Below are 20947 nucleotides of genomic sequence, written 5' to 3'. Positions count from 1 at the left end.
ACTCCTCATTTTTTGCGCGTATAGCGGATAATTTTTCGTACATTGTCCACTCCCCTTTAATTAAGACACACCAACTTAGAGTTTTCTAACTGTTTACGATAGGCCTCCGGTGGAAGGTGATTTAAACTTTCGTGAGTTCGATTTTGGTTATAATCTTGCAGCCAAAACCACGCTAATTCTCGAACTTGGCTCAACGATTCAAATAAATACGCATTTAAAAATTCACGACGGAACGAACCATTAAAACGCTCGATAAACCCATTTTGTTGCGGTTTTCCAGGTTGAATATGGCACAACGAAATTTGGTTATCTTCACAATAATTCAATAAGTTAACTGAAATAAGTTCAGGGCTATTATCGACTCGGATCTATTTCGGCAACCCTCTTTCGGCTTTTAAACGTTCAAGCACCCTGATGACACGTTCAGCCGGTAATGATGTATCAACCTCGATCGCTAAGCATTCACGTGTTCCTTCATCAATAATATTGAGGGTTCTGAAGCGCTTGCCGCAATATAAACTGTCGTGCATAAAATCCAATGCCCATTGAATATTAGTTTTTTCAATTACTAATGGTCTTTTTTCACGCATCGGAAGTACCTTTTTAACTTATAGTTTCAGATTCAATTCTAATCGACAATAAACGCGATACACTCGTTTATGATTAAAGAATCGTAGTCGAAAATAGCTTTTCCAAGAATCCAGATTGTGGTGATTTCTCTAAAACAGATTGAATAGCATCAATTACAACACGATCTCTTTCACCCCAATTTAGCGGCTGACGATAAATGTTGCCCATGGAAATGAGGTTAATTGGCACGCTTTAATGACTGATAAACCGGCCTCTTTTAAAGCCTGAGTACAGGACTTCTTTTCAGTCACTACCAACTTCTTTTACGAAAAGCTCCTTCATCGCTTGATTTTCAAGGCTGACGTCCTCAATTACATAATGCAGTCACATTAATTACTCATGAATTATCAGATAGACGCATACAAATGTTACGTGAGGGCGTCATCGACGCTATTTTAGATCAAAACCCACAACAGGAAGTTCGCCGCGTAATGGATATCCTAAGTTCCCATTTTAAACGCGACGAAATGCTAATACCTATCGATGGCTTTACCCGTTTTGATATTTATATTCGAGAAAACTGCCCCCAATATTAACGTGCTATCGTCACATTAGCTTTAATATGTTTAAGATGCACAACAATTGTAAAGGTGACAATCACTAACAATGACCATGCACCCCATTTTCCTGCATGTACCATTGACCAAGCACCAATTTGGTTTGGATATTGCCAAATACCAAAAAATGTCCCAAAGTTTTCAGCCAGCCAAATAAAAAAGCCAATTAGCATAAATGCGAGCAATAATGGCATTTTTCGTTCTTTATCAAGCGGAGTATAAAAAACCATACTACGTGCATACAATCCCATAATAAATGCAGCTAAATACCAGCGATAATCATCAATATAGTGATGACTAAAAAAATTAATATAAATAGCCAGAGCGACTACTGTTGCCATCCAGTAAGGTGGGTAGTGTTCAATTCTTACTTTAAAAAACCGCCAAGACTGAATGATATAGCTCCCTACTGCCGCATACATAAAGCCAGTAAATAAAGGAACCCCCCAAAGTTTTGTGTAGGCTTCATCCGGGTATTGCCATGAACCAATGGTTGCTGATGTTTTAAACAGTTCCATCATAAAACCGACTAAATGAAAAACACAAATCGCTTTTAATTCATCCCAAGTTTCTAGTTTTGACCAAACCAACAATCCTTGAAAAATAAACGCAAAAATTAGTAGCACATCATAGCGAGGTATGCCAATTAGCCCTTTAGCAGGTACCAAGAATAGTGCTAAAAAGAAAAATCCAGCGAATAAACAGGAACGAGCATTAATTAAACCGAAAAACCAAAACTCTAATAGAAAACGTTTAATCCCATGGCTCTTATTTGGCTGATGAGCCATTAAAATTTGGTCTAGTTTTCCTAAAAAATTCAATTTTTGACACAAGCTGGTCATTTATTTACTCACCTGTTACTTATTATTCGGTTTATTTTTTTCATAAGACAAGGCGAGGAGTTTAACAAAATAGTATTTCCTTACATAAGGTAACTATCTTAGATTTATGTATTTTTATCATTTATAGTTTTAAACACTGGTTGTACTCTGCTTGTTTATATTAACGATAATTTCAGTCCGATTTTGGGTTTTATTTTTTAACTCACACTTGATGGCAATTCGTTAACAGAAAGTGATGATATACTTAAGTGATATGTGTTTATCTGCCATATGAATGCTAACTCAATAATTTAGGAGTTTTATGATGAAATTATATTACGCTCCCGGTGCTTGCTCACTTTCTCCCCACATCATTCTGCGTGAAACTGGTTTAGATTTCAGTATTGAACGAGTGAATATAAAAGAGAAAAAAACAGAGAAAGGTGAAGACTTTTTAGCGATAAACCCGAAAGGTCAAGTACCCACTTTAGTGCTGGATAATGGTGAACAACTTACAGAAGGTGCAATTATTGTTCAATATATTGCAGATCAAAAACCAGATCGTAACCTAATCGCGCTTCCAGGTTCGATGAAACGTTATCACCAGTTAGAAGCTTTGAATTTTATTTCGACAGAACTCCATAAAACTTTCTCACCTTTATTCACACCAGGAACGCCAGAAGAGTATAAAGATACTGTACGTAAGGTATTGTTTAATAAATTTGAGTATGTTGATAGCGTACTCGCTAAGCAAGCTTTCTTTGCTGGTGATACTTTTAGTGTCGCAGATGCCTATTTATTCACTGTGAGTAACTGGGCAAAACACGTAGGGCTTGATTTAACTAGCCTGACTCACCTGCAAGATTTCATTGCTAAAATCGCTAAACGCCCTAATGTTCAAGATGCATTAAAAGCGGAAGGTTTAATTTAATCGGTAAAATAGCGCTCTTCCAATAGAGCGCTATTTTCGATAATACAAATCAATTTAATCTAATTGTGTTGCACAGAAATTATGTTCAGGGTTAACCATTTTGTCTTGAGCCGCAACGAGCTGTAACTCATACTCGCCCATTTCTTTGGTTTTTATCATCACTTCATATACTGCTGCTGCAACATGCTCTAGCCCCTTATCTAAGGGCTCACCTTTCAATAAGTTAACCAACATTAAACCACTGGTTAAATCACCAACACCGACAGGTTGCTTTTCACCAAAATCAACGAGAGGACGGCTAACATGCCAAGTATGCTCTGCTGTTACAAGGATCATTTCAAAACGATCAGCACGATACCCTGCACGACTTAAATGCTTAACAAGAACAATTTTAGGGCCTTTGTGACACAATTCGCGAGCAGCTTGAGCGGCTTCTTCTACACTTTTAATTGTTCTACTCGTTAATGTTTCTAACTCTAGTATATTTGGTGCGATGACATCACAAGCAGCCAGCGCTCGCTCACAAAGGAATTCAGCAACACCAGGTGCCACAATGCAACCTTTCTCAGGATGCCCCATTACTGGGTCACAAAAATAGAGGGCTTGCGGGTTGGCTGCCTTCACTCTTTTCACGATCGCAAGGATATCATCTCCTTGCTCAGCTGAGCCGATATAACCGCTTAATACAGCATCACAAATCTCTAATTTATGGATTTTAGCTAATCCATCAACGATATCAGTTAAGTGCTGGGCAGGAAAAACACTTCCAGTCCATTGTGGATACTGTGTGTGATTCGAAAATTGTACGGTATTAAGTGGCCACACATCTACGCCCATCCGGCACATAGGAAATGCGGCGGCACTGTTTCCTGCATGGCCGAAAACAACATGGGATTGAATTGATAATACGCTTTTCATTGAGAACCCAAAGAATTGTTATGTCGAATGAAGAGAAATCAGTGATTACCCGTTGCAAATATGAATATACTCCAAATAATTCGAATTGCATGTAAGTAACATGGCAAGATGACCCGACGAGCGTAGATCCGTATGTAATGCGGAGAACTCAGCGCAATCAACACCTATGCAATTTGAAATAGGACGAGTATAGCCCGGAAAATTCCGGGCTGATATTACAAAGGTTAGTCAGAGCTATTTCCAATTAATTAAACAGTCGTTTTTCTTACCACGACGGATCAATGTATAACGACCAAACAAACGGTCTGCATCAGAGAATACATACATTGGCTCTGTTTGTTTTTGGCCATTAATAGATACCGCATTAGAGCTAATAGCCGTTCTTGCTTGCCCACGAGAAGGAACCAACTCTGAATCAACTAAGGCTTGCTGTAAATCAGCGCCTGCTTCTAATGTAATGCAAGGCATACCATCTTGAGCTAATTGCTCAAAATCAGCTTCAGTTAAATCAGATACTGCACCAGAGAATAAGCTTTCTGTGATACGCTTCGCTGCTGCTAGCCCTTCTTCGCCGTGTACTAGTTTAGTAACCAATTCCGCTAATACATATTGAGCTCGAGGCGCCTTACCACTATTTTTGTCTTCTTCTTCCAGTGCATTAATTTCATCTATTTCCATAAATGTGAAGAATTTTAAGAAGCGATAAACGTCAGCGTCTGCCGTGTTGATCCAGAACTGGTAGAATTTATATTGGCTGGTTTTTTTGGAGTCTAACCAAACTGCGCCACCTTCAGTTTTACCAAATTTAGTACCGTCTGCTTTAGTAATCAGAGGAACCGTCATACCAAATACTTGGTTTTGGTGTAAGCGACGAGTTAAATCGATACCCGAAGTGATGTTACCCCATTGGTCAGAACCACCGATTTGCAGTTCTACACCCATCTCTTTATTCATATTTGCGAAGTCATAACCTTGTAAAAGATTATAGGCAAACTCAGTAAAAGAGATACCAACGTCATCACGATTTAAACGTTGCTTAACAGACTCACGGTTAATCATTTGGTTAACAGAAAAGTGCTTACCAATATCACGTAAGAAAGTCAGTACATCCATTTTGCCAAACCAATCATAGTTGTTAGCAAGGCGTGCACTGTTATCACCACAATCAAAACTTAAAAACGGTGAAACTTGGTTACGGATTTTTCCTACCCACTCTTGAACGGTTTCTGCGGTATTTAATTTACGTTCAGTAGCTTTAAAGCTCGGATCGCCAATAAGGCCCGTTGCGCCACCTACCAACGCCACAGGCTTGTGCCCGGCTAGTTGGAATCGTTTTAAACACAGCAAAGGAACCAGATGTCCCAAATGCAAGCTATCTGCGGTAGGATCGAAGCCACAATAGAGAGAGATAGGGCCCTGCGCCAGTCTCTCTGCTAACGCATCCTCATCCGTTACCTGGGCAACGAGGCCCCGCTCTTGCAATTGTTTAATCAGGTTATTGCTAGACATCAATGACTCCATCAGTTGTATTTTGTCTATCTATATTAGTTTGAATGACCAGTAAGTTTGAGAGGCTTGTCAAAAACTCACCAGTGTAATTTGTCAATTTTCTTAAATGAAGCTATAGCATAAAGCGCATATCAATTAAGTGCCAGCTAAAAAACATGATCCTAAGGGGCTAATCTATCAATTTTCCAGCCATCGCCTTCTCGCTGGTATAAAAAACGGTCGTGTAGACGGTGCGCCCCACCTTGCCAAAATTCAACACTATCAAATACCACTCGATACCCCCCCCAAAAACTCGGTAATGGGACATCGCCATTCTTAAATTTTTGTTTTAGTTCTAAAAATTTCCCTTCTAAAATACCACGCGCTGAAATTTTAGAAGATTGCGCTGATGCCCATGCTGCAATCTGGCTGTCTTTTGGCCTACTATGAAAATATTTGACAACCTCAATAGGGTTCAAACGCTCAGCAACCCCAGTGAAATTAACTTGGCGCTCTAATGGATACCATGGAAAATGTAGGCTAATTTTATTATTTTTCTCTAAATGTTGTGCTTTTCGACTACCTAAGTTGGTATAAAATACCAAGCCTTTATCATCAAAATGTTTTAATAGTACAATACGTTGGTAGGGCTGCCCGGTTTCATCTACAGTAGCAACACACATGGCTGTTGGATCACTCAATCGAGCTTCACATGCCTGCTTCATCCATAGTTCAAAAAGCGTCAGTGGGTTTGGTGTTAAGTCATTACGCCTCAACCCACTTTTGGTGTATTCACGACGTACCGATGCAAGATCTATTTCACCTAGCTCGTTCATTTTTATATCCTTCACCACTGTTATTTTTTATCGGTATTTTTAGGGTATATTGCCCCAAGCACAGTTTCTTGACTTGCTCCAGTAACGGATGCCAAATTTCCAGGAAGACCTGATATCGTTCGTGCTGCTAGCCATGCAAATGCTAAAGCTTCCATATCATCCCCACTTAAACCAAACTTATCACTTGGCGCCACTTCAGTTCCCGGGAGCAAAGCGGCCATTCGTTGCATTAAAAAAGTATTCTTTGCTCCACCACCGCAGACTATTAAGCGCTCACAACCACCACATAGTAATACTTGCTCTGCGATAGAGGCCGCAGTCAATTCGCACAGAGTTGCTTGCACATCATCCGCTGAGATTGATGGAAAATGAACTAAATGCTGTTCTAACCATTGCATGTTAAAATATTCACGCCCCGTACTTTTCGGCGAGGAACGTCTAAAATATGGGTCACTTAACATGGCTTTTAGTAATACATGGTTAACTTGACCACGACTTGCCCATTCACCATCTTTATCGAATGCTTTTTGTTGGATACGCCAGCTCCAGGTATCCATTAACATATTTCCCGGTCCTGTATCGTAGCCTTTGACGTAAGCCCCTGGTAATAAAGCTGTCACATTAGCAATTCCACCAATATTCAGTACAATTCGCTTTTCTGTAGAATGCCCTAGAACAGCTAAGTGAAATGCGGGAACTAAAGGCGCTCCCTGCCCACCATAAGCCATATCTCTTCGGCGAAAGTCCCCTACCGTTGTGATCCCTGTTAAAGCTGCAATACGGTTGTTATCACCTAACTGTATAGTAAAAGGCTGTTCGCCATCAGGTTCGTGCCAAACAGTTTGACCGTGACAACCAATCGCAATGATATCTTCGGCTGTTAGCCCTGTTTGAATAAGAAGTTGGTTTATCGCATCTGCATATAAAGAGCCAAGCTCTCTATCAATTTTACCAACCTCTGATAGCGTTGTTGCCTGCCCTTGGCATATATCTAGAATTCGTTTTTTTAACTCGATGGGAAACGCAACACTCAAACTGGATTGCTCTGCGACAAATTTGTCACTGATTGCGGCAAGAACGACATCAACACCATCTAGGCTAGTTCCTGACATAACGCCTATGTAACGACCCGATTTCATCATTATTCTTGTTCCTTCAGAGTGCACATTAACTTTACAATATTCAGCTACAAAAGATTGTGCTTTGATGACAAATTTTGTCAACAATTCGATGCAATTTCTCGGAGCGCTTCGCAGGAATAATAAATAAGTACTTTAAAACTAAAAATTGCTAGACAAACCAAATAAAAAAGTCGTTTTTTAATGTCTGAAATTTTCATTTTCAATATTATGGTACATAATGCATTGATCAGCTCAGCATAACTGTTTCGCGCTTCAGTTAAAGTTTAAAGCCTTACCCTGTTTGGCAACTTGTGCGAAATGATGCTCATGAATTGACTACCCTATGTGAATATTTAACAAAGAGTGCCTTATTGAATGAAATAATCACGAATTTGAGATATTTTACCTAGTGTTTACGCTCTATTTAAATCAGAATCGGTAATCTAACCATCGCTTTTTAATACCATTATTTTGATACTTGTTGTATTTATGGTGAAAACAAATATACGATGCTATGTTAGTGCCACAGACAGCAAATCTCATAGGAGTTCTTATGCTTAAGAAAGTTTTTGTAGGTGTTGTAGCAGTTGCAGCCTTATCAGGCTGTGTCAATACCAGTACGCTTTCTGGTGATACTATTTCTGCCAAGGATGCGAAACAGGTACAGACTGTGACTTATGGTACTGTTCTGAATGCTCGCCCTGTGACTATTCAAGCTGGTGAAGACGGTAACGTAATTGGCGCAATTGGTGGTGCTGTACTTGGTGGGTTATTAGGTAACACCATCGGTGGTGGTACAGGTAACACATTAGCAACAGCTGCAGGTGCTATTGCCGGTGGTTTAGCCGGTCAGGAAGCTCAAGGCGCATTAAATAGAAGCCAAGGTGTTCAATTAGAGATCCGCCTCGATAGCGGCAAAAACATTGTTGTTGTTCAAAAACAAGACCCTAGCACCTTCCGTAATGGCCAACGTGTTATGATTGCAAATAGCGGAAATACAGTGACTGTGTCTCCTCGGTAATCTTACGATACGAAATTAGGCATACTCACTGGCCAATGCCGGTGAGTATGCCTTAAAATAATATTGCTGAATAATATAGTTACTTTATGATATATAATTATATTTATCATACATAGCTTTTAGGTAATACAGTTTCTTGCTTACAAATAAATGCCTTGCTTTCGAACCCAAAAAGGCACTTAACTTCCCCCCTTTAATAAATCGTTTATTATTAATTAATACGCACTAATAAATTAGCCAGCTAACAATTAGAAATACCGTAGGTAAATATAATTAACAGTATTAATTATATTTAAAGGTAATGACTTATCAAGAATCATAACTGGGTGTAATTATTATTTCCATTGACCTATTCCTATATCACCATCATACAAATTACATAGCCCGATTACTTAATTGCTAGTTTAATGATTAGCACACCATTTATTAGTTAGGTATATTATTTTCATATCAAGAATCATTTTGTAATCTTAAAATATTTTTTTCAAGTTTCATAAGTAACTGTGATAATTGATAAAGTTCATCTTTACTAATATTGTTCAATATCTCTATACGCGTATTGTTTATGACTTGATCTACCGTTTTAATAAAGGGTTCAGATTCTTCCGTTAACTTTATCCTTTTAGCTCTCCTATCATTTGTACAAGTATGTCTGGAAATAAGCTTTTTTTCCTCTAACTGATCTAGAGTCCTTACTAGTGAAGGCTGTTCAATACCAATCGCTTTTGCTAACTGTATTTGAGATTGCTCAGGCGGTAGTTGACTTATATTATGCAATGTAACCCAATGTGTTTGTGTAAGTTTAAGAGGCTTCAAACGATAGTCGATTAATGCTCTCCACATGCGAACAACACGTGATAACTCTGTCCCAATTTGTGATTCCAATTTACCCTCCTTTATATAATTATAATGTCAAAAAAATATACCATCTTCATATTATTTTTTGAATTATATATTAATTTCCCTTTATACTTACAACTTTTTATTTATATATTAGCTATTAAATACCTATATCTAGTTACAACAGCTGATTTATTATGCGATATAACTCTAATTAATATGTCGTTGATTCATACATTTTCTCAACCTAAGCTTAATAAGATAACCTATCAATTATCTTATTAATAAGAATAGCCGCACTCTCCTTTTTGATCTATCTATTTTAGCTCTTATAGCAGTCATGAATAACAATAAAAAAAACAATGTCACATAAACCTTTAAAAAACAAACAAATATAGTTAATCTTAAAATCATGTTAATTACAGTCATTTAAATTTAATCTATAATAATTTTGAATAAATAAAATTTCATTGAAATATAAACTCGGAAATAAATAGCATGCTAATAATTTATTATGAATTAATTTTCATTAAAAATAAAACATTTGATTTTTTTATCATTATTTTTAAACAGGAGACTAGAAAAGTTGTTGTTGTGTATCGATGGTTTTCTCTTGAGCTATTTTTTTATTTAATATTCTTAAATAACGTTGGTGACATAAACGAAGGACATTTCGTTTTTCACTATCCGAAAATTTTAACCAGTTAAAGCGTTCATCACGAGTGCGGTAACAACCTCGACAATAGCCTTGTTCATTACTTTGGCAAATACCACGACAAGGGCTGGGGATCTCAAAAAATTCAAGTTGTTCAGCCATAACTTTCCCCTTCAAAAGAAAAAATCACCATAAATGTATGATATACTCCTAGAAATGAGTATTACCATTATTTGTTCAAAAAACAAACTGTAATCATTGTATTTATTAATTTAAGCACGTTATATTAATAGGTAAATCGATTCAGGCTGATTCCAAGAGGTTTAAAAATGCGCTTACTCCATACTATGTTACGTGTTACTGATATGCAGCGTTCTATCGACTTTTACACAAAAGTGTTAGGCATGCGCTTATTAAGAACCAGTGAAAACACAGAGTATAAATACTCTCTCGCATTTGTTGGCTACAGCGATGAAAGTGAAGGCGCTGTCATAGAGTTAACCTATAACTGGGGTGTTGACCAATATGACATGGGTAACGCATATGGTCATATCGCCTTAGGCGTCGATGATGTTGCAAAAACGTGCGATGATATCCGTAGTGCGGGTGGTAACGTAACTCGTGAAGCGGGCCCTGTTAAGGGTGGAACAACTGTGATTGCATTTGTCGAAGATCCAGATGGCTATAAAATTGAGCTGATCGAAAACAAAAGCGCAAGTAAAGGCCTAGGCCATTAATTAGCGATATAATTTAAAAGTTTAGGCGCCTAACTCATCGCCTAAACTTTTATCACCGTTTACCTGCAAATTTTTACTGGTTTTGGCATAATGTCACCCAACCAGAAAACTAAAACTGAAAGTCCTAATGTCTGAAAAAAACAATCCAAATGCCCTAGTGAACCGCTTCAGGGGATACTATCCTGTCGTTATTGATGTTGAAACAGGTGGGTTTAATGCAAAAACTGACGGCCTGTTAGAAATTGCTGCCATCACCTTAAAAATGGACAAAGACGGCTGGCTCTCCATGGATGAAACATTACATTTTCATGTAGAACCTTTTGAAGGCGCAAATCTTGAGCCATCCGCTCTTGCCTTCACGGGAATTGATCCAACTAACCCTCTACGCGGTGCTGTTAGCGAATATGAGGCTCTTCATGCGATATTCAAAGTCATCCGCAAGGGCATGAAGAATACAGATTGTAATCGCGCAATTATTGTCGCTCATAACGCAAATTTTGATCACAGCTTTGTCATGAATGCTGCCGAACGAGCAGGTTTAAAACGTAATCCTTTCCATCCATTTGCAACCTTTGATACAGCGGCATTAAGTGGCTTAGTATTTGGTCAAACCATTTTGGCAAAAGCGTGTGTTTCCGCAGGTATCCCATTTGATGGCAAACAAGCTCATGGCGCTTTGTATGATACGAATCGAACGGCTCTGCTATTTTGCGAAATTGTTAATAAGTGGAAGAAATTGGGTGGTTGGCCAATTATTGAAGACTCTCAATAATCTTTTTATCAATAGTCATGACATAAAAAAAACCGTGTTTAGTAGAAAGTCATCAATGCTTTCACCAAATACGGTTTTTCAGTCTTTTAATTATGGCTTAATTCAGTCTGCACTAGCTTCATCTGCTGAACGGTATTTATCAGCCGTTTCTTTAATTAGAGATTGAAGCTCACCACGCTGGAACATTTCCATGATGATATCACAGCCACCGACCAGCTCACCATCAACCCACAGTTGAGGGAAAGTTGGCCAATTTGCATATTTTGGTAATTCCGCACGAATATCTGGATTTTGTAAGATATCAACATAGGCAAAACGTTCACCACAAGAAGACAGAGCTTGTACTGCCTGAGCAGAAAAACCACAGCTCGGAAGTTTAGGAGAGCCTTTCATATATAATAAAATTGGGTTTTCTTTAATTTGGCGCTCAATTCTTTCAATAGTTGTCATTTTTTAACTTCCTTAAAACAAAGATGCAGGTTTTGCAGTCAGCCGGTAACTGAGAGTCTACCGCAACTTAACAGAATACATTGACTGATTGACTGATATAATAAGAAACTGAATTGTTTCATACAATATGCCAGTTTTATAGGGGCATTACTATAGCATCCCAAAAAGTAAAAAGGCACCTTTTCTATCTTCTCTTTACCTAAGTCAAACAAGTAGCTATTTCTAAGTAAGAACTGAAATTTAATGTGCTTAGGTTCCTCACCTACAATATCTATATGATTTTTATCTGTAATTTCTCTATTTATCTGTTAGCATCTTAGTCGTCTCATTACCTTACCTTTGTAAGGTTGATCGTGCTATCATTAATATATTAAGTATCATATCGCCAATAGGCGAAACTCTAATGATAAGCTGTGACATATTATTTCGCTCACTTTAAGAGCAAACACCCTGAGTATTTTGATATAAAAGCAATCAAGGAGTACGCAATGTCATTTGAACTACCCGCTTTACCGTATGCAAAAGATGCTTTAGAACCTTATATCTCTGCAGAAACCTTAGAATATCACTATGGTAAACACCACAACACATACGTTGTTAACTTAAATAACCTCATCAAAGGTACTAACTTTGAAGGAAAATCTTTAGAAGAAATAATCAAAACTTCTGAAGCAGGGGTTTTTAACAACGCGGCACAAGTTTGGAACCACACTTTCTATTGGAATTGCTTAGCGCCAAACGCTGGTGGCGAGCCGACAGGAAAAGTTGCGGAAGCTATTAATAAAGCATTCGGTTCTTTTGCTGAATTTAAAGCTCAGTTTACTGATGCAGCAACCAAAAACTTCGGTGCTGGATGGACTTGGTTAGTGAAAAAAGCAGATGGTAGCCTTGCAATCGTAAATACATCGAATGCTGCGACCCCAATTTCTGGTGATGATAAACCCGTGTTAACCGTTGATATTTGGGAGCATGCTTACTATATCGATTACCGCAACGCCCGCCCTAAATACTTAGAAAACTTCTGGGCACTGGTTAACTGGAAATTTGTGGAAGAAAACTTAGCATAGTCACCTAGCAAGTATTGAAACAAAGCATAAATAGACAAGGGCGAGATACACTCGCCCTTTTATTTCACCCTACTTGAGGCTGAAATAAAATCAGAAAATATGTGCAGCAAGAAAGATAATCATTGCTAATGAGCCCAATGCAGCAAGCAATCCATATTTAACATCTGTATCCATGAGTTCCTCTCATTCTAATGTAATTGAATTAACAAATAACCATGCAATAATTAAGGTTATTAAGTATACATATCCAAAAAAGTAAAACTAGTGTCTATATCACATGTTATAACATCAATTATTTCTTTCGTTTTTGCGCTAGATCAGACAAAATCGACAACAAATCGCTAAATTATTGCCAGCAAAGGATCAATGCATCAATATGCAGGTAATTTTTTAACAAGAATTCTTATTGAGACCGGTTATTGGTCAGGAGTTTTTTTTCCCCATGGCAACGATTAAAGATGTGGCGAAACGCGCTGGCGTATCTACCACGACTGTATCCCATGTTATTAATAAAACGCGCTTTGTGGCCGATGATACTAAGACAGCGGTCTGGGCTGCGATTAAAGAGCTCAATTATTCACCGAGTGCAGTTGCCCGTAGTTTAAAAGTTAATCATACAAAGTCGATTGGTTTACTCGCAACCTCAAGTGAAGCGCCTTACTTTGCGGAAGTCATTGAATCAGTTGAAAATAGTTGTTATGAAAAAGGTTACACGCTTATACTTTGTAATTCCCATAATAATTTGGGAAAACAAAAAGCGTATTTGCAAATGTTAGCGCAAAAGCGCGTTGATGGCCTACTCGTGATGTGTTCTGAATATCCAGATACGTTAATTAGTATGCTTGAAGATTATCGCAATATCCCAATGGTGGTGATGGATTGGGGAACCTCCCGAGGTGATTTTACAGACAGTATTATTGATAATTCATTCCATGGTGGGTACCTTGCAGGCCGCTATTTAATTGATCGTGGGCACCGTGATATTGGTGTGATCCCAGGTTCGCTTGAAAGAAACACCGGTATCGGCCGCTTAACAGGCTTCAAAAAAGCAATGGAAGAGGCAAAGATCACACTGAGAGACCAGTGGATAGTGCAAGGTGATTTCGAACCTGAGTCTGGTTATAAAGCAATGATGCAAATTTTAAGCCATAAACAACGCCCTACCGCGGTATTTTGTGGCGGCGATATCATGGCGATGGGAGCCATTTGTGCGGCTGATGAAATGGGGCTACGTGTTCCACAAGACATTTCAATCATTGGTTATGATAATGTACGAAATGCGCGCTATTTTACCCCAGCATTGACCACTATCCACCAACCAAAAGAGCGTTTAGGCCAAATGGCCTTCACTATGCTGCTCGATCGTATCGTAAATAAGCGCGAAGATGCTCAAACAATTGAAGTCCACCCTCGCCTTGTAGAACGTCGTTCTGTCGCTGACGGTCCATTTATCGATTACCGTCGATAAGACAAATAGTTAAGTTGAAAGCCACTCTGCGTTGAGCGTTTCGTTATCGCCAAGGTAATCTAATAACCAACGGAGCGCGGGTGATGTGTTATTTTCCACCCAAGTTAAACAGCAAGGACTGGGTGGAAATGGCTGGGCTAATGCTAGCTCAACTAATTGGCCTTTTTCACAAAGCGGAGCTGCTCGATGCTCAGGTACCATTCCAACGCATAACCCGTTAACTAAACAAGCTAGACCATTTTCCCAGTAAGGCACGACAAGCCGACGTTGGTTATCAAGTGCCCAAGTATCACGTTTGGGAAGGTTACGAGAGGTATCTTCAAGGCACAAACTCGGATACTCTCTCATTTGGTCATCAGTCAGTTTTTCACCTATTTTTGCTAATGGATGTTCCGGACTTGCGACACACATCCACGGCATAAACCCCATATCACGGAAACTGTATCTTTCACCTATCGGGGACGCTCGAGTCGCACCAATCGCAACATCTACGCGCCCGTCAGCCAGTGCATCCCACACTCCATTAAACACTTCTGGATGAATAAAAAGTTCAATATCAGGAAAATGACGATAAAAATCAATAATTAACTGTTCCGTCCTTTGAGGTTTAACAATGCAATCAACGGCAATACTAAATTGCCCGCGCCAGCCATTTGCAACTTGCTGGCACTGATGCCGGGTATCTGTCATTTTTTTGATAACAGAACGGCTTTCCTTAATAAATATCGCTCCTGCTTCTGTCAGAACAACATCACGATGTCGGCGTTCAAATAGAGGAACCGCAAGCCATTCTTCAACTTGCTTTACGGTATAACTGATTGCAGAAGGTACACGGTGCAATTCTTCAGCAGCACCACTAAAGCTCCCAGTTCGAGCAACTGCATCAATCACTTCGAGTGCATGCGCAGACCACATAACTTCTCCTTTCAAAAATTTTGATAGCAAGATCCAAATATTACCGTTTCACAACCTAAAAAAATAGCCTATACAATGGAGTCATCATTAACATTTTTTTAAATATCAGATAAGTAATAATTATGTCGAATACTGTGAAAAAAAATTCCCCTGGTTTTATGGTTTACCTTGCAGGACTTAGCATGCTAGGGTTTTTAGCCATTGATATGTATTTACCTGCATTTGGTGCTATGCAAAACACCTTGCATACATCTGAAGGCGCTATCAGTGCTTCTCTCAGTATATTTTTAGCTGGTTTTGCCTTCGCTCAACTGTTGTGGGGGCCATTATCAGACAAACTTGGCCGTAAGCCTGTGCTCATTGTGGGCTTAACTATTTTCATTATAAGTAGCTTAGCCATTTATTGGGTAGAAACCGCAACACAGCTGTTAACTCTACGTTTTTTACAGGCGGTTGGTGTCTGCTCCGCTGCGGTTTTATGGCAAGCGCTTGTTATCGACCGCTATGATGAAGCAAATACCCAAAAAGTCTTTGCTTCTATTATGCCGCTAGTCGCGCTATCCCCTGCTTTAGCGCCATTATTAGGTGCATGGGTTCTAGAGCACCAAACATGGGAAGCAATTTTCCTGATCCTAATGGCTGTGGGCATATTACTTTTATTACCAACACTCTTTTTGAAAAATGTCTCAGTTAAAACAATCACTGATGACAGCCAACCGCAGGCTAAGATTTCTTTCTCAAACTTACTCAGTTCCCCTGTTTTCAGCGGTAACGTGCTGGTTTATGCATCCTGTAGTGCGGGTTTCTTCGCTTGGTTAACAGGATCACCTTTTATCTTACGTAACATGGGGTTCAACCCTGCTGATATTGGTCTGAGTTATATTCCACAAACTTTAGCCTTTATTGTTGGTGGATATGGCTGCCGTATTTTATTAGCAAAAATTCGTGCAGAAGCGTTATTTCCATTGTTACTGATTGGTTACGCGGTAAGCATGTCTATTTTATTCATCATGGCCATCTATACCACGCCATCATTAACCATGATATTGATCCCATTCTGCTTTATGGCGGCAATGAACGGGGCCTCTTACCCTATTGCAGTATCCAAAGCACTAAATACATTTCCTAGTGCGAGTGGTAAAGCAGCTGCGTTGCAAAATGCTTTACAGTTAGGCCTATGTTTTTTAGCAAGCCTGCTTGTTTCTGCCCTGCCCTTCGACCCATTGTTAGCCACAACTGGTGTAATGGCAGTTACAATTATCCCAATGGCTATTGGTTATTTTATGCAACGCTGTGACAAAAAAAACAGTCAAACTCTTGAGCAGGTCGACTGCCAGGCGAATTCATAAAATGTAGTTTATCGAATCAATCATGCCGTATTTTATCGGCATGATTGTTATTTAATAAATTTAAGAAAAACGTCTTCCAGTGTATAGCACTTGTGACTATACCGTAATACTTATTAAGTATTTTTCTATATCGCCCATTATTCTTAGCTCACAAAACCTGAACTTTCTTATCACGTTTCTTTATTCAAAGCGGATTTCACTAATAAATAAGGCTTTTATTTTGTTATCTACTAAGATATAGATATTTCATGGTTAATTTTTTTGTTAAAAAACGTTATCATTGCGACATTAAATAATGAGTGCTCAAGAATGATGTTAAAACAGTATTATCCACCAGATGAATTAAAATCCTTTGTTAGCTCTATTTTAATAATCAAAGAGTTTACAGAGGCAATTAAAATTTTTCCTGGAACGGGTGCTGAAATCTGGGTTTCATCAGATACATTTCAGATGACAACTGAAAGCAACTCAGTCGTAGCCCCTTATCAACTCATTATTCCTAGAGTCAATACATTTACCGCTAGCCCTAATGATTCAAAAGTCATGGTATTACGTATTCGTCATGATGCATTGCGTTTTCTTCTGCCTCAAAGAACACTAAATTATACTGATGAACCCATCGCTCTGAATGACATATGGAAAGACCGTTGGTTTGAAGCTTTAGCTAATTCTTCATTCAAAGAGTTGTTGGATTGCTTTAATAGGACAAAAGCCAAGAAAAAGTCTCATTTCACAGATGAAATTTTAGAGTTGCTATATCGTAACCCAACTAAAAAAATCACTGAAATTGCCGAAGAGACAGGTTTACACCTCCGAGTCATTCAAAAAGAGTTTTTAAAAGAATACGGTATTACGCCAAAAAGATACCAGATCAATTGCCGCTTAGAGCACGTTTTAAAAAGTATGGTAGTAGAACCAGATACCTACCGTTGGTTTGAAACAGGCTATTATGATCAATCCCACTTTTACCGTGATTTTAAAAGATACTTTACTATGACGCCGTCGGCATTTTTAAAATCGAGTTATTCGCTTTTTTACAATACAAAAACTAAGTACCCATTAAGATAGTTCTTAATACATAAGGAGAACGGAATGAGTATTGTTGTGTATGCCCAAATTACAACAGAAAGGACGGATGGGTATTTAACGAAAGAAATCGTTCGTGACTTAGCAAAACTAAGCCGCCGAGAGAAAGGATGCATTCAATATGATCTTATGGCTAAAGAAAATGGTTACATTGTTTTCGAGGAATGGGAAGACACTCAGGCATTAGAGATGCATAAAAACAGCCCACATTTCAAGCGATTAGTTGAAGCAATTGAACGTGATAACGCTAGCTTTTCTGTCAATTTTAGTGAAAAATGATCTATTAATAATGAAAACTAGAGCTCATTGTATTTTTTAAGCAATTTTAACCTTCTTTATTTAATAGAACTCCATAACCTACATTCAATAAACAAAATCCAACCATGCTTTATTCAGGCTATAGCATAAACTACCATTGCTATAGCCTACCTGATTGCTTATATCGCTATTTATCTTTAACATAAATAACGCAATTGCTAGCTTTTATGCCTATTCACTCTGTTTTCGCTACATTAGCCAACTCTTCTGCTTGCTGTAATAACTTTTCTTGTTCTTTTTGATTTAAAACGCGTTCAACCGTATCAACAATTGCCTGCGTTTGAGGGTCTATCTCAATATTTATTTTATCACCCAAGCGTTTTTTACCTAATGTTGTTCTTTCTAATGTTTCTGGGATAAGATGGACACAAAACCGATTATTGATTACATCACCCACCGTTAAACTGATACCATCAATCGCCACAAAGCCTTTATGCAAAATATATTTCATCAAAGCCTTATCATGAATTGACAACCAAATTTGGTGGTTATCTTCAGATGTAAAAATTTTACTAATTTCAGCTGTTGTCATAATATGCCCAGAAACAACATGGCCACCAATTTCGTCACCATATTTTGCGGCGCGTTCGATATTAACAACATCACCTTCTTGTAATTCCCCTAAGTTAGTTAATCTTAGAGTTTCTTTGATTAGATCAAAACTGACTCTTTCACCGTCAATGTTTGTTACCGTCAAACAACAACCATTATGTGCAACGGAAGCCCCTGTTTCTAAACCTTTAAGTAATTCTGGGGTAAATTTCATTACATGAGTTCGAAAGTTGGCTCTTTCTGTAATTTCAATAATAGGAGCAGTCGCTTGAACAATGCCTGTAAACATAATGATTCTCAGTGTAGTGGATTAATAGACTCAGTTTACATCAGAATTTTTAGAGATCTATCCTATTTGAGTGGTAAACAAAGCGATAATAAACCTAGTATTTAGCAATATTTTAGGTTCTAAAATGCTCTTTTATAGTTTGTTACCATATCATTATTGGAATCCATATAGAAAAGGGATAGAATGAGCGGTTTTTAATAATCAATGAGATTTTAGTAACTCATTTATTTTTCTAATTTTTTCCTCTTACTTGCTTTTATTACAAAGGTGTATGCGTGCAGAAATATTTTACAGAAGCGCGTAGCTTGTTGGCACTTGGTATTCCTATCGTTTTAGCTCAATTTTCACAAACTGCAATGGGGTTTGTGGATACCGTTATGGCTGGAAGTGTTAGTGAAATTGAGATGTCCGCAGTTGCAGTTGGTTTTTCCATCTGGCTGCCAGCTATTCTTTTTGGCCAAGGCATTTTGATGGCGTTAACCCCAATCGTTGCACAAATGAATGGGTCAGGCCGTCGTAACTTAATTGGCGACCAAATTCAACAAGGGCTATGGTTAGCGCTACTTTTAGCCTTAGGCATTATGTGCCTTCTTTATAATAGCCAGCTTATTATTAGCAATATGCCCCATATTGATAAAGAATTGGCGGATAAGTCTGTCCGTTTTTTACATGCCATTATGTGGGGAGCACCGGGCTACTTATTTTATCAAGTGTATCGTAGCCAATGTGAAGGGCTTTCAAAAACCAAACCGGGGATGGTGATTGGTTTTCTTGGCCTAATGATTAATATTCCTATTAACTATATCTTTATTTATGGTCACTTTGGTGCACCTGCTTTAGGTGGTGTGGGTTGTGGTGTCGCCACTGCATCAGTGTATTGGGCTATGTGTCTGATGATGAGATGGTATGTGAAACGTGCTACTGCGCAGCGCGATATTCGCCCTACACTCTCTTTCACATCGCCAAATCCATTAATCTTAAAGCGAATTATCGTATTAGGTACCCCTATTGGTCTGGCACTTTTCTTTGAGGTCACTTTATTTGCTGTCGTTGCACTGCTAGTCGCCCCATTAGGTGTTGTCGCAGTAGCTGGTCACCAAGTTGCGTTGAATTTCAGTTCTGTGATGTTTATGTTCCCATTATCATTAGGAATAGCAGCAACCATTCGCGTAGGTTATAACTTAGGGCAGAACTCAACTGAAGCCGCTAAAGTTTCATCTTATACTGGTATTGCTGTTGGCTTAATGGTCGCTTGTTTTACCGCAGTTCTCACCGCGGTCTTCCGTGAGCCAATTGCGATGATGTATAACAAAAACCCAGAGGTGGTTGTTTTAGCGAGTAGTTTAATGCTATATGCCGCTATTTATCAGCTTTCAGACTCTGTGCAAGTTATTGGTGCGGGAATTTTACGTGGCTATAAAGATACACGTTCTATTTTCTTTATTACCTTCACGGCATATTGGTTACTTGGCTTACCTTCCGGTTATATCTTAGCATTAACTGATATTATCGCACCGGCCATGGGACCTAAAGGCTTTTGGATTGGCTTTATTATTGGTTTAAGCGCAGCAGCAGTAGGAATGGCGACACGGATTATGTGGATCCATAAGCAAACAGAGGATGTTATTCTACTTCGCTCTGCCCGCTAATTGACGGTTTTTTAAGCTTTTTATTATGGGGGAAGATGTATTTCGCACCAGATAGTTTTAAATACGAGCAAACTATCACGAAAATACATTTTCCCCTTGCCAGATGAACCTCATAACGTTAATATTCATCCCCGTTGTCACCTAGATAACTTTTAAATGCGTCCGTAGCTCAGTTGGTTAGAGCACCACCTTGACATGGTGGGGGTCGGTAGTTCGAGTCTACTCGGACGCACCATTTCTAGTGAACACAATGTTAATTTTCAGCGCGTCCGTAGCTCAGTTGGTTAGAGCACCACCTTGACATGGTGGGGGTCGGTAGTTCGAGTCTACTCGGACGCACCATTTCAAATTAACACAAGCCAAGTTTCTCAGTGCGTCCGTAGCTCAGTTGGTTAGAGCACCACCTTGACATGGTGGGGGTCGGTAGTTCGAGTCTACTCGGACGCACCATTTTATTTATCTTCCCACCCGCTAAAA

Annotated in this window: 21 protein-coding genes, 3 tRNA genes and 1 pseudogene; 14 read left to right on the top strand and 11 right to left on the bottom strand. The window is 38.7% G+C overall.

Annotated elements, in window-relative coordinates; translation table 11 throughout:
- Window positions 1–56: 56 nt before the first annotated feature.
- Window positions 57–936 (bottom strand): annotated as a pseudogene (locus tag PR800_RS07280) (IS3 family transposase); the annotation flags it as partial.
- 59 nt (window positions 937–995) lie between these two features.
- Between PR800_RS07280 and PR800_RS07275 the strand changes: the two are divergent.
- On the top strand, window positions 996–1166 hold the full coding sequence (locus tag PR800_RS07275) for a hypothetical protein (RefSeq protein WP_195698595.1): 171 nt from the start codon (window positions 996–998) through the stop codon (window positions 1164–1166).
- Here PR800_RS07275 and PR800_RS07270 read toward each other — a convergent pair.
- Window positions 1163–2029: a DUF817 domain-containing protein gene (locus PR800_RS07270; RefSeq protein WP_210848775.1), complete on the bottom strand. Its 867-nt coding sequence runs from the start codon at window positions 2027–2029 to the stop codon at window positions 1163–1165. The two genes, PR800_RS07275 and PR800_RS07270, sit on opposite strands and share 4 nt — an antisense overlap.
- A 304-nt stretch (window positions 2030–2333) precedes the next feature.
- Between PR800_RS07270 and gstA the strand changes: the two genes are divergently transcribed.
- Window positions 2334–2939, top strand: a complete 606-nt coding sequence (gene gstA, locus PR800_RS07265; RefSeq protein ID WP_166265428.1) for a glutathione transferase GstA — start codon at window positions 2334–2336, stop codon at window positions 2937–2939.
- Between the two features lie 54 nt (window positions 2940–2993).
- Here gstA and pdxY read toward each other — a convergent pair whose 3' ends face one another.
- The 4 genes from pdxY to anmK all read right to left on the bottom strand — a co-directional run bounded on the left by pdxY (window position 2994) and on the right by anmK (window position 7323).
- On the bottom strand, window positions 2994–3857 hold the full coding sequence (gene pdxY / locus PR800_RS07260; protein WP_272530481.1) for a pyridoxal kinase PdxY: 864 nt from the start codon (window positions 3855–3857) through the stop codon (window positions 2994–2996).
- Window positions 3858–4091: 234 nt separating this feature from the next.
- A complete protein-coding gene (tyrS, locus tag PR800_RS07255; protein WP_102139691.1) occupies window positions 4092–5366 on the bottom strand; it encodes a tyrosine--tRNA ligase in 1275 nt (424 codons plus the stop codon).
- Window positions 5367–5527: 161 nt separating this feature from the next.
- Window positions 5528–6181, bottom strand: a complete 654-nt coding sequence (gene pdxH / locus PR800_RS07250) for a pyridoxamine 5'-phosphate oxidase (protein WP_102139692.1) — start codon at window positions 6179–6181, stop codon at window positions 5528–5530.
- A 20-nt stretch (window positions 6182–6201) separates the two neighbouring features.
- Window positions 6202–7323 carry an anhydro-N-acetylmuramic acid kinase gene (gene anmK, locus PR800_RS07245; RefSeq protein WP_181489844.1) on the bottom strand — a complete coding sequence of 374 codons (1122 nt, stop codon included), beginning with the start codon at window positions 7321–7323 and terminating at the stop codon, window positions 6202–6204.
- 532 nt (window positions 7324–7855) lie between these two features.
- Here anmK and PR800_RS07240 point away from each other — a divergent pair.
- On the top strand, window positions 7856–8323 hold the full coding sequence (locus tag PR800_RS07240; RefSeq protein WP_036958672.1) for a glycine zipper 2TM domain-containing protein: 468 nt from the start codon (window positions 7856–7858) through the stop codon (window positions 8321–8323).
- A 450-nt stretch (window positions 8324–8773) separates the two neighbouring features.
- Here PR800_RS07240 and slyA read toward each other — a convergent pair whose 3' ends face one another.
- On the bottom strand, window positions 8774–9208 hold the full coding sequence (gene slyA, locus PR800_RS07235; protein ID WP_094961765.1) for a transcriptional regulator SlyA: 435 nt from the start codon (window positions 9206–9208) through the stop codon (window positions 8774–8776).
- Window positions 9209–9740: 532 nt separating this feature from the next.
- Window positions 9741–9980, bottom strand: a complete 240-nt coding sequence (locus PR800_RS07230; protein WP_102139693.1) for a DUF1289 domain-containing protein — start codon at window positions 9978–9980, stop codon at window positions 9741–9743.
- A gap of 167 nt (window positions 9981–10147) precedes the next feature.
- Between PR800_RS07230 and gloA the strand changes: the two genes are divergently transcribed.
- Together gloA and rnt are read left to right on the top strand one after the other, a co-directional pair.
- A complete protein-coding gene (gloA, locus tag PR800_RS07225) occupies window positions 10148–10555 on the top strand; it encodes a lactoylglutathione lyase (RefSeq protein ID WP_036958666.1) in 408 nt (135 codons plus the stop codon).
- A gap of 127 nt (window positions 10556–10682) precedes the next feature.
- Window positions 10683–11327 carry a ribonuclease T gene (gene rnt / locus PR800_RS07220; protein ID WP_102139694.1) on the top strand — a complete coding sequence of 215 codons (645 nt, stop codon included), beginning with the start codon at window positions 10683–10685 and terminating at the stop codon, window positions 11325–11327.
- 102 nt (window positions 11328–11429) lie between these two features.
- On the opposite strand, the gene PR800_RS07215 is transcribed toward rnt, so the two are convergent.
- Window positions 11430–11777: a Grx4 family monothiol glutaredoxin gene (locus tag PR800_RS07215; RefSeq protein ID WP_102139695.1), complete on the bottom strand. Its 348-nt coding sequence runs from the start codon at window positions 11775–11777 to the stop codon at window positions 11430–11432.
- Window positions 11778–12265: 488 nt separating this feature from the next.
- Here PR800_RS07215 and sodB point away from each other — a divergent pair, with 488 nt between their 5' ends.
- Both sodB and purR read left to right on the top strand, forming a co-directional pair.
- The gene (gene sodB, locus PR800_RS07210) at window positions 12266–12844 is read left to right on the top strand and encodes a superoxide dismutase [Fe] (RefSeq protein ID WP_102139696.1); all 579 of its coding nucleotides are present in this window, start codon (window positions 12266–12268) and stop codon (window positions 12842–12844) included.
- Between the two features lie 442 nt (window positions 12845–13286).
- Window positions 13287–14312, top strand: a complete 1026-nt coding sequence (gene purR, locus PR800_RS07205) for an HTH-type transcriptional repressor PurR (RefSeq protein ID WP_166265265.1) — start codon at window positions 13287–13289, stop codon at window positions 14310–14312.
- A gap of 9 nt (window positions 14313–14321) precedes the next feature.
- On the opposite strand, the gene punR is transcribed toward purR, so the two are convergent.
- Window positions 14322–15227, bottom strand: a complete 906-nt coding sequence (gene punR, locus PR800_RS07200; RefSeq protein ID WP_102139698.1) for a DNA-binding transcriptional activator PunR — start codon at window positions 15225–15227, stop codon at window positions 14322–14324.
- Between the two features lie 122 nt (window positions 15228–15349).
- On the opposite strand from punR, the gene punC reads away from it, so the two are divergent.
- From punC to PR800_RS07185, 3 genes are all read left to right on the top strand, one after another.
- Window positions 15350–16576 (top strand): purine nucleoside transporter PunC, encoded by a 1227-nt coding sequence (gene punC, locus PR800_RS07195; protein WP_102139699.1) that lies wholly within the window; start codon window positions 15350–15352, stop codon window positions 16574–16576.
- A gap of 309 nt (window positions 16577–16885) precedes the next feature.
- Complete coding sequence (locus PR800_RS07190; protein WP_239979294.1) at window positions 16886–17644, top strand: helix-turn-helix transcriptional regulator; 759 nt, start codon at window positions 16886–16888, stop codon at window positions 17642–17644.
- A gap of 24 nt (window positions 17645–17668) precedes the next feature.
- The gene (locus PR800_RS07185) at window positions 17669–17941 is read left to right on the top strand and encodes a putative quinol monooxygenase (protein WP_102139700.1); all 273 of its coding nucleotides are present in this window, start codon (window positions 17669–17671) and stop codon (window positions 17939–17941) included.
- Between the two features lie 214 nt (window positions 17942–18155).
- Here PR800_RS07185 and PR800_RS07180 read toward each other — a convergent pair whose 3' ends face one another.
- Window positions 18156–18821 (bottom strand): riboflavin synthase subunit alpha, encoded by a 666-nt coding sequence (locus PR800_RS07180; RefSeq protein ID WP_102139701.1) that lies wholly within the window; start codon window positions 18819–18821, stop codon window positions 18156–18158.
- Window positions 18822–19096: 275 nt separating this feature from the next.
- Here PR800_RS07180 and PR800_RS07175 point away from each other — a divergent pair, with 275 nt between their 5' ends.
- The 4 genes from PR800_RS07175 to PR800_RS07160 all read left to right on the top strand — a co-directional run bounded on the left by PR800_RS07175 (window position 19097) and on the right by PR800_RS07160 (window position 20920).
- Window positions 19097–20470 (top strand): MATE family efflux transporter, encoded by a 1374-nt coding sequence (locus tag PR800_RS07175; RefSeq protein ID WP_102139702.1) that lies wholly within the window; start codon window positions 19097–19099, stop codon window positions 20468–20470.
- A 158-nt stretch (window positions 20471–20628) separates the two neighbouring features.
- A tRNA-Val gene (locus PR800_RS07170) sits at window positions 20629–20705 on the top strand.
- Window positions 20706–20735: 30 nt separating this feature from the next.
- Window positions 20736–20812 (top strand) — tRNA-Val (locus tag PR800_RS07165).
- A gap of 31 nt (window positions 20813–20843) precedes the next feature.
- A tRNA-Val gene (locus PR800_RS07160) sits at window positions 20844–20920 on the top strand.
- The last annotated feature ends 27 nt before the right edge of the window (window positions 20921–20947 follow it).

Origin of the sequence: Providencia sp. PROV205 (genome assembly GCF_028479505.1) — a bacterium.
Taxonomy (GTDB): Bacteria; Pseudomonadota; Gammaproteobacteria; order Enterobacterales; family Enterobacteriaceae; genus Providencia; species Providencia huaxiensis.
This window is presented reverse-complemented; position numbering and strand designations above follow the sequence as displayed.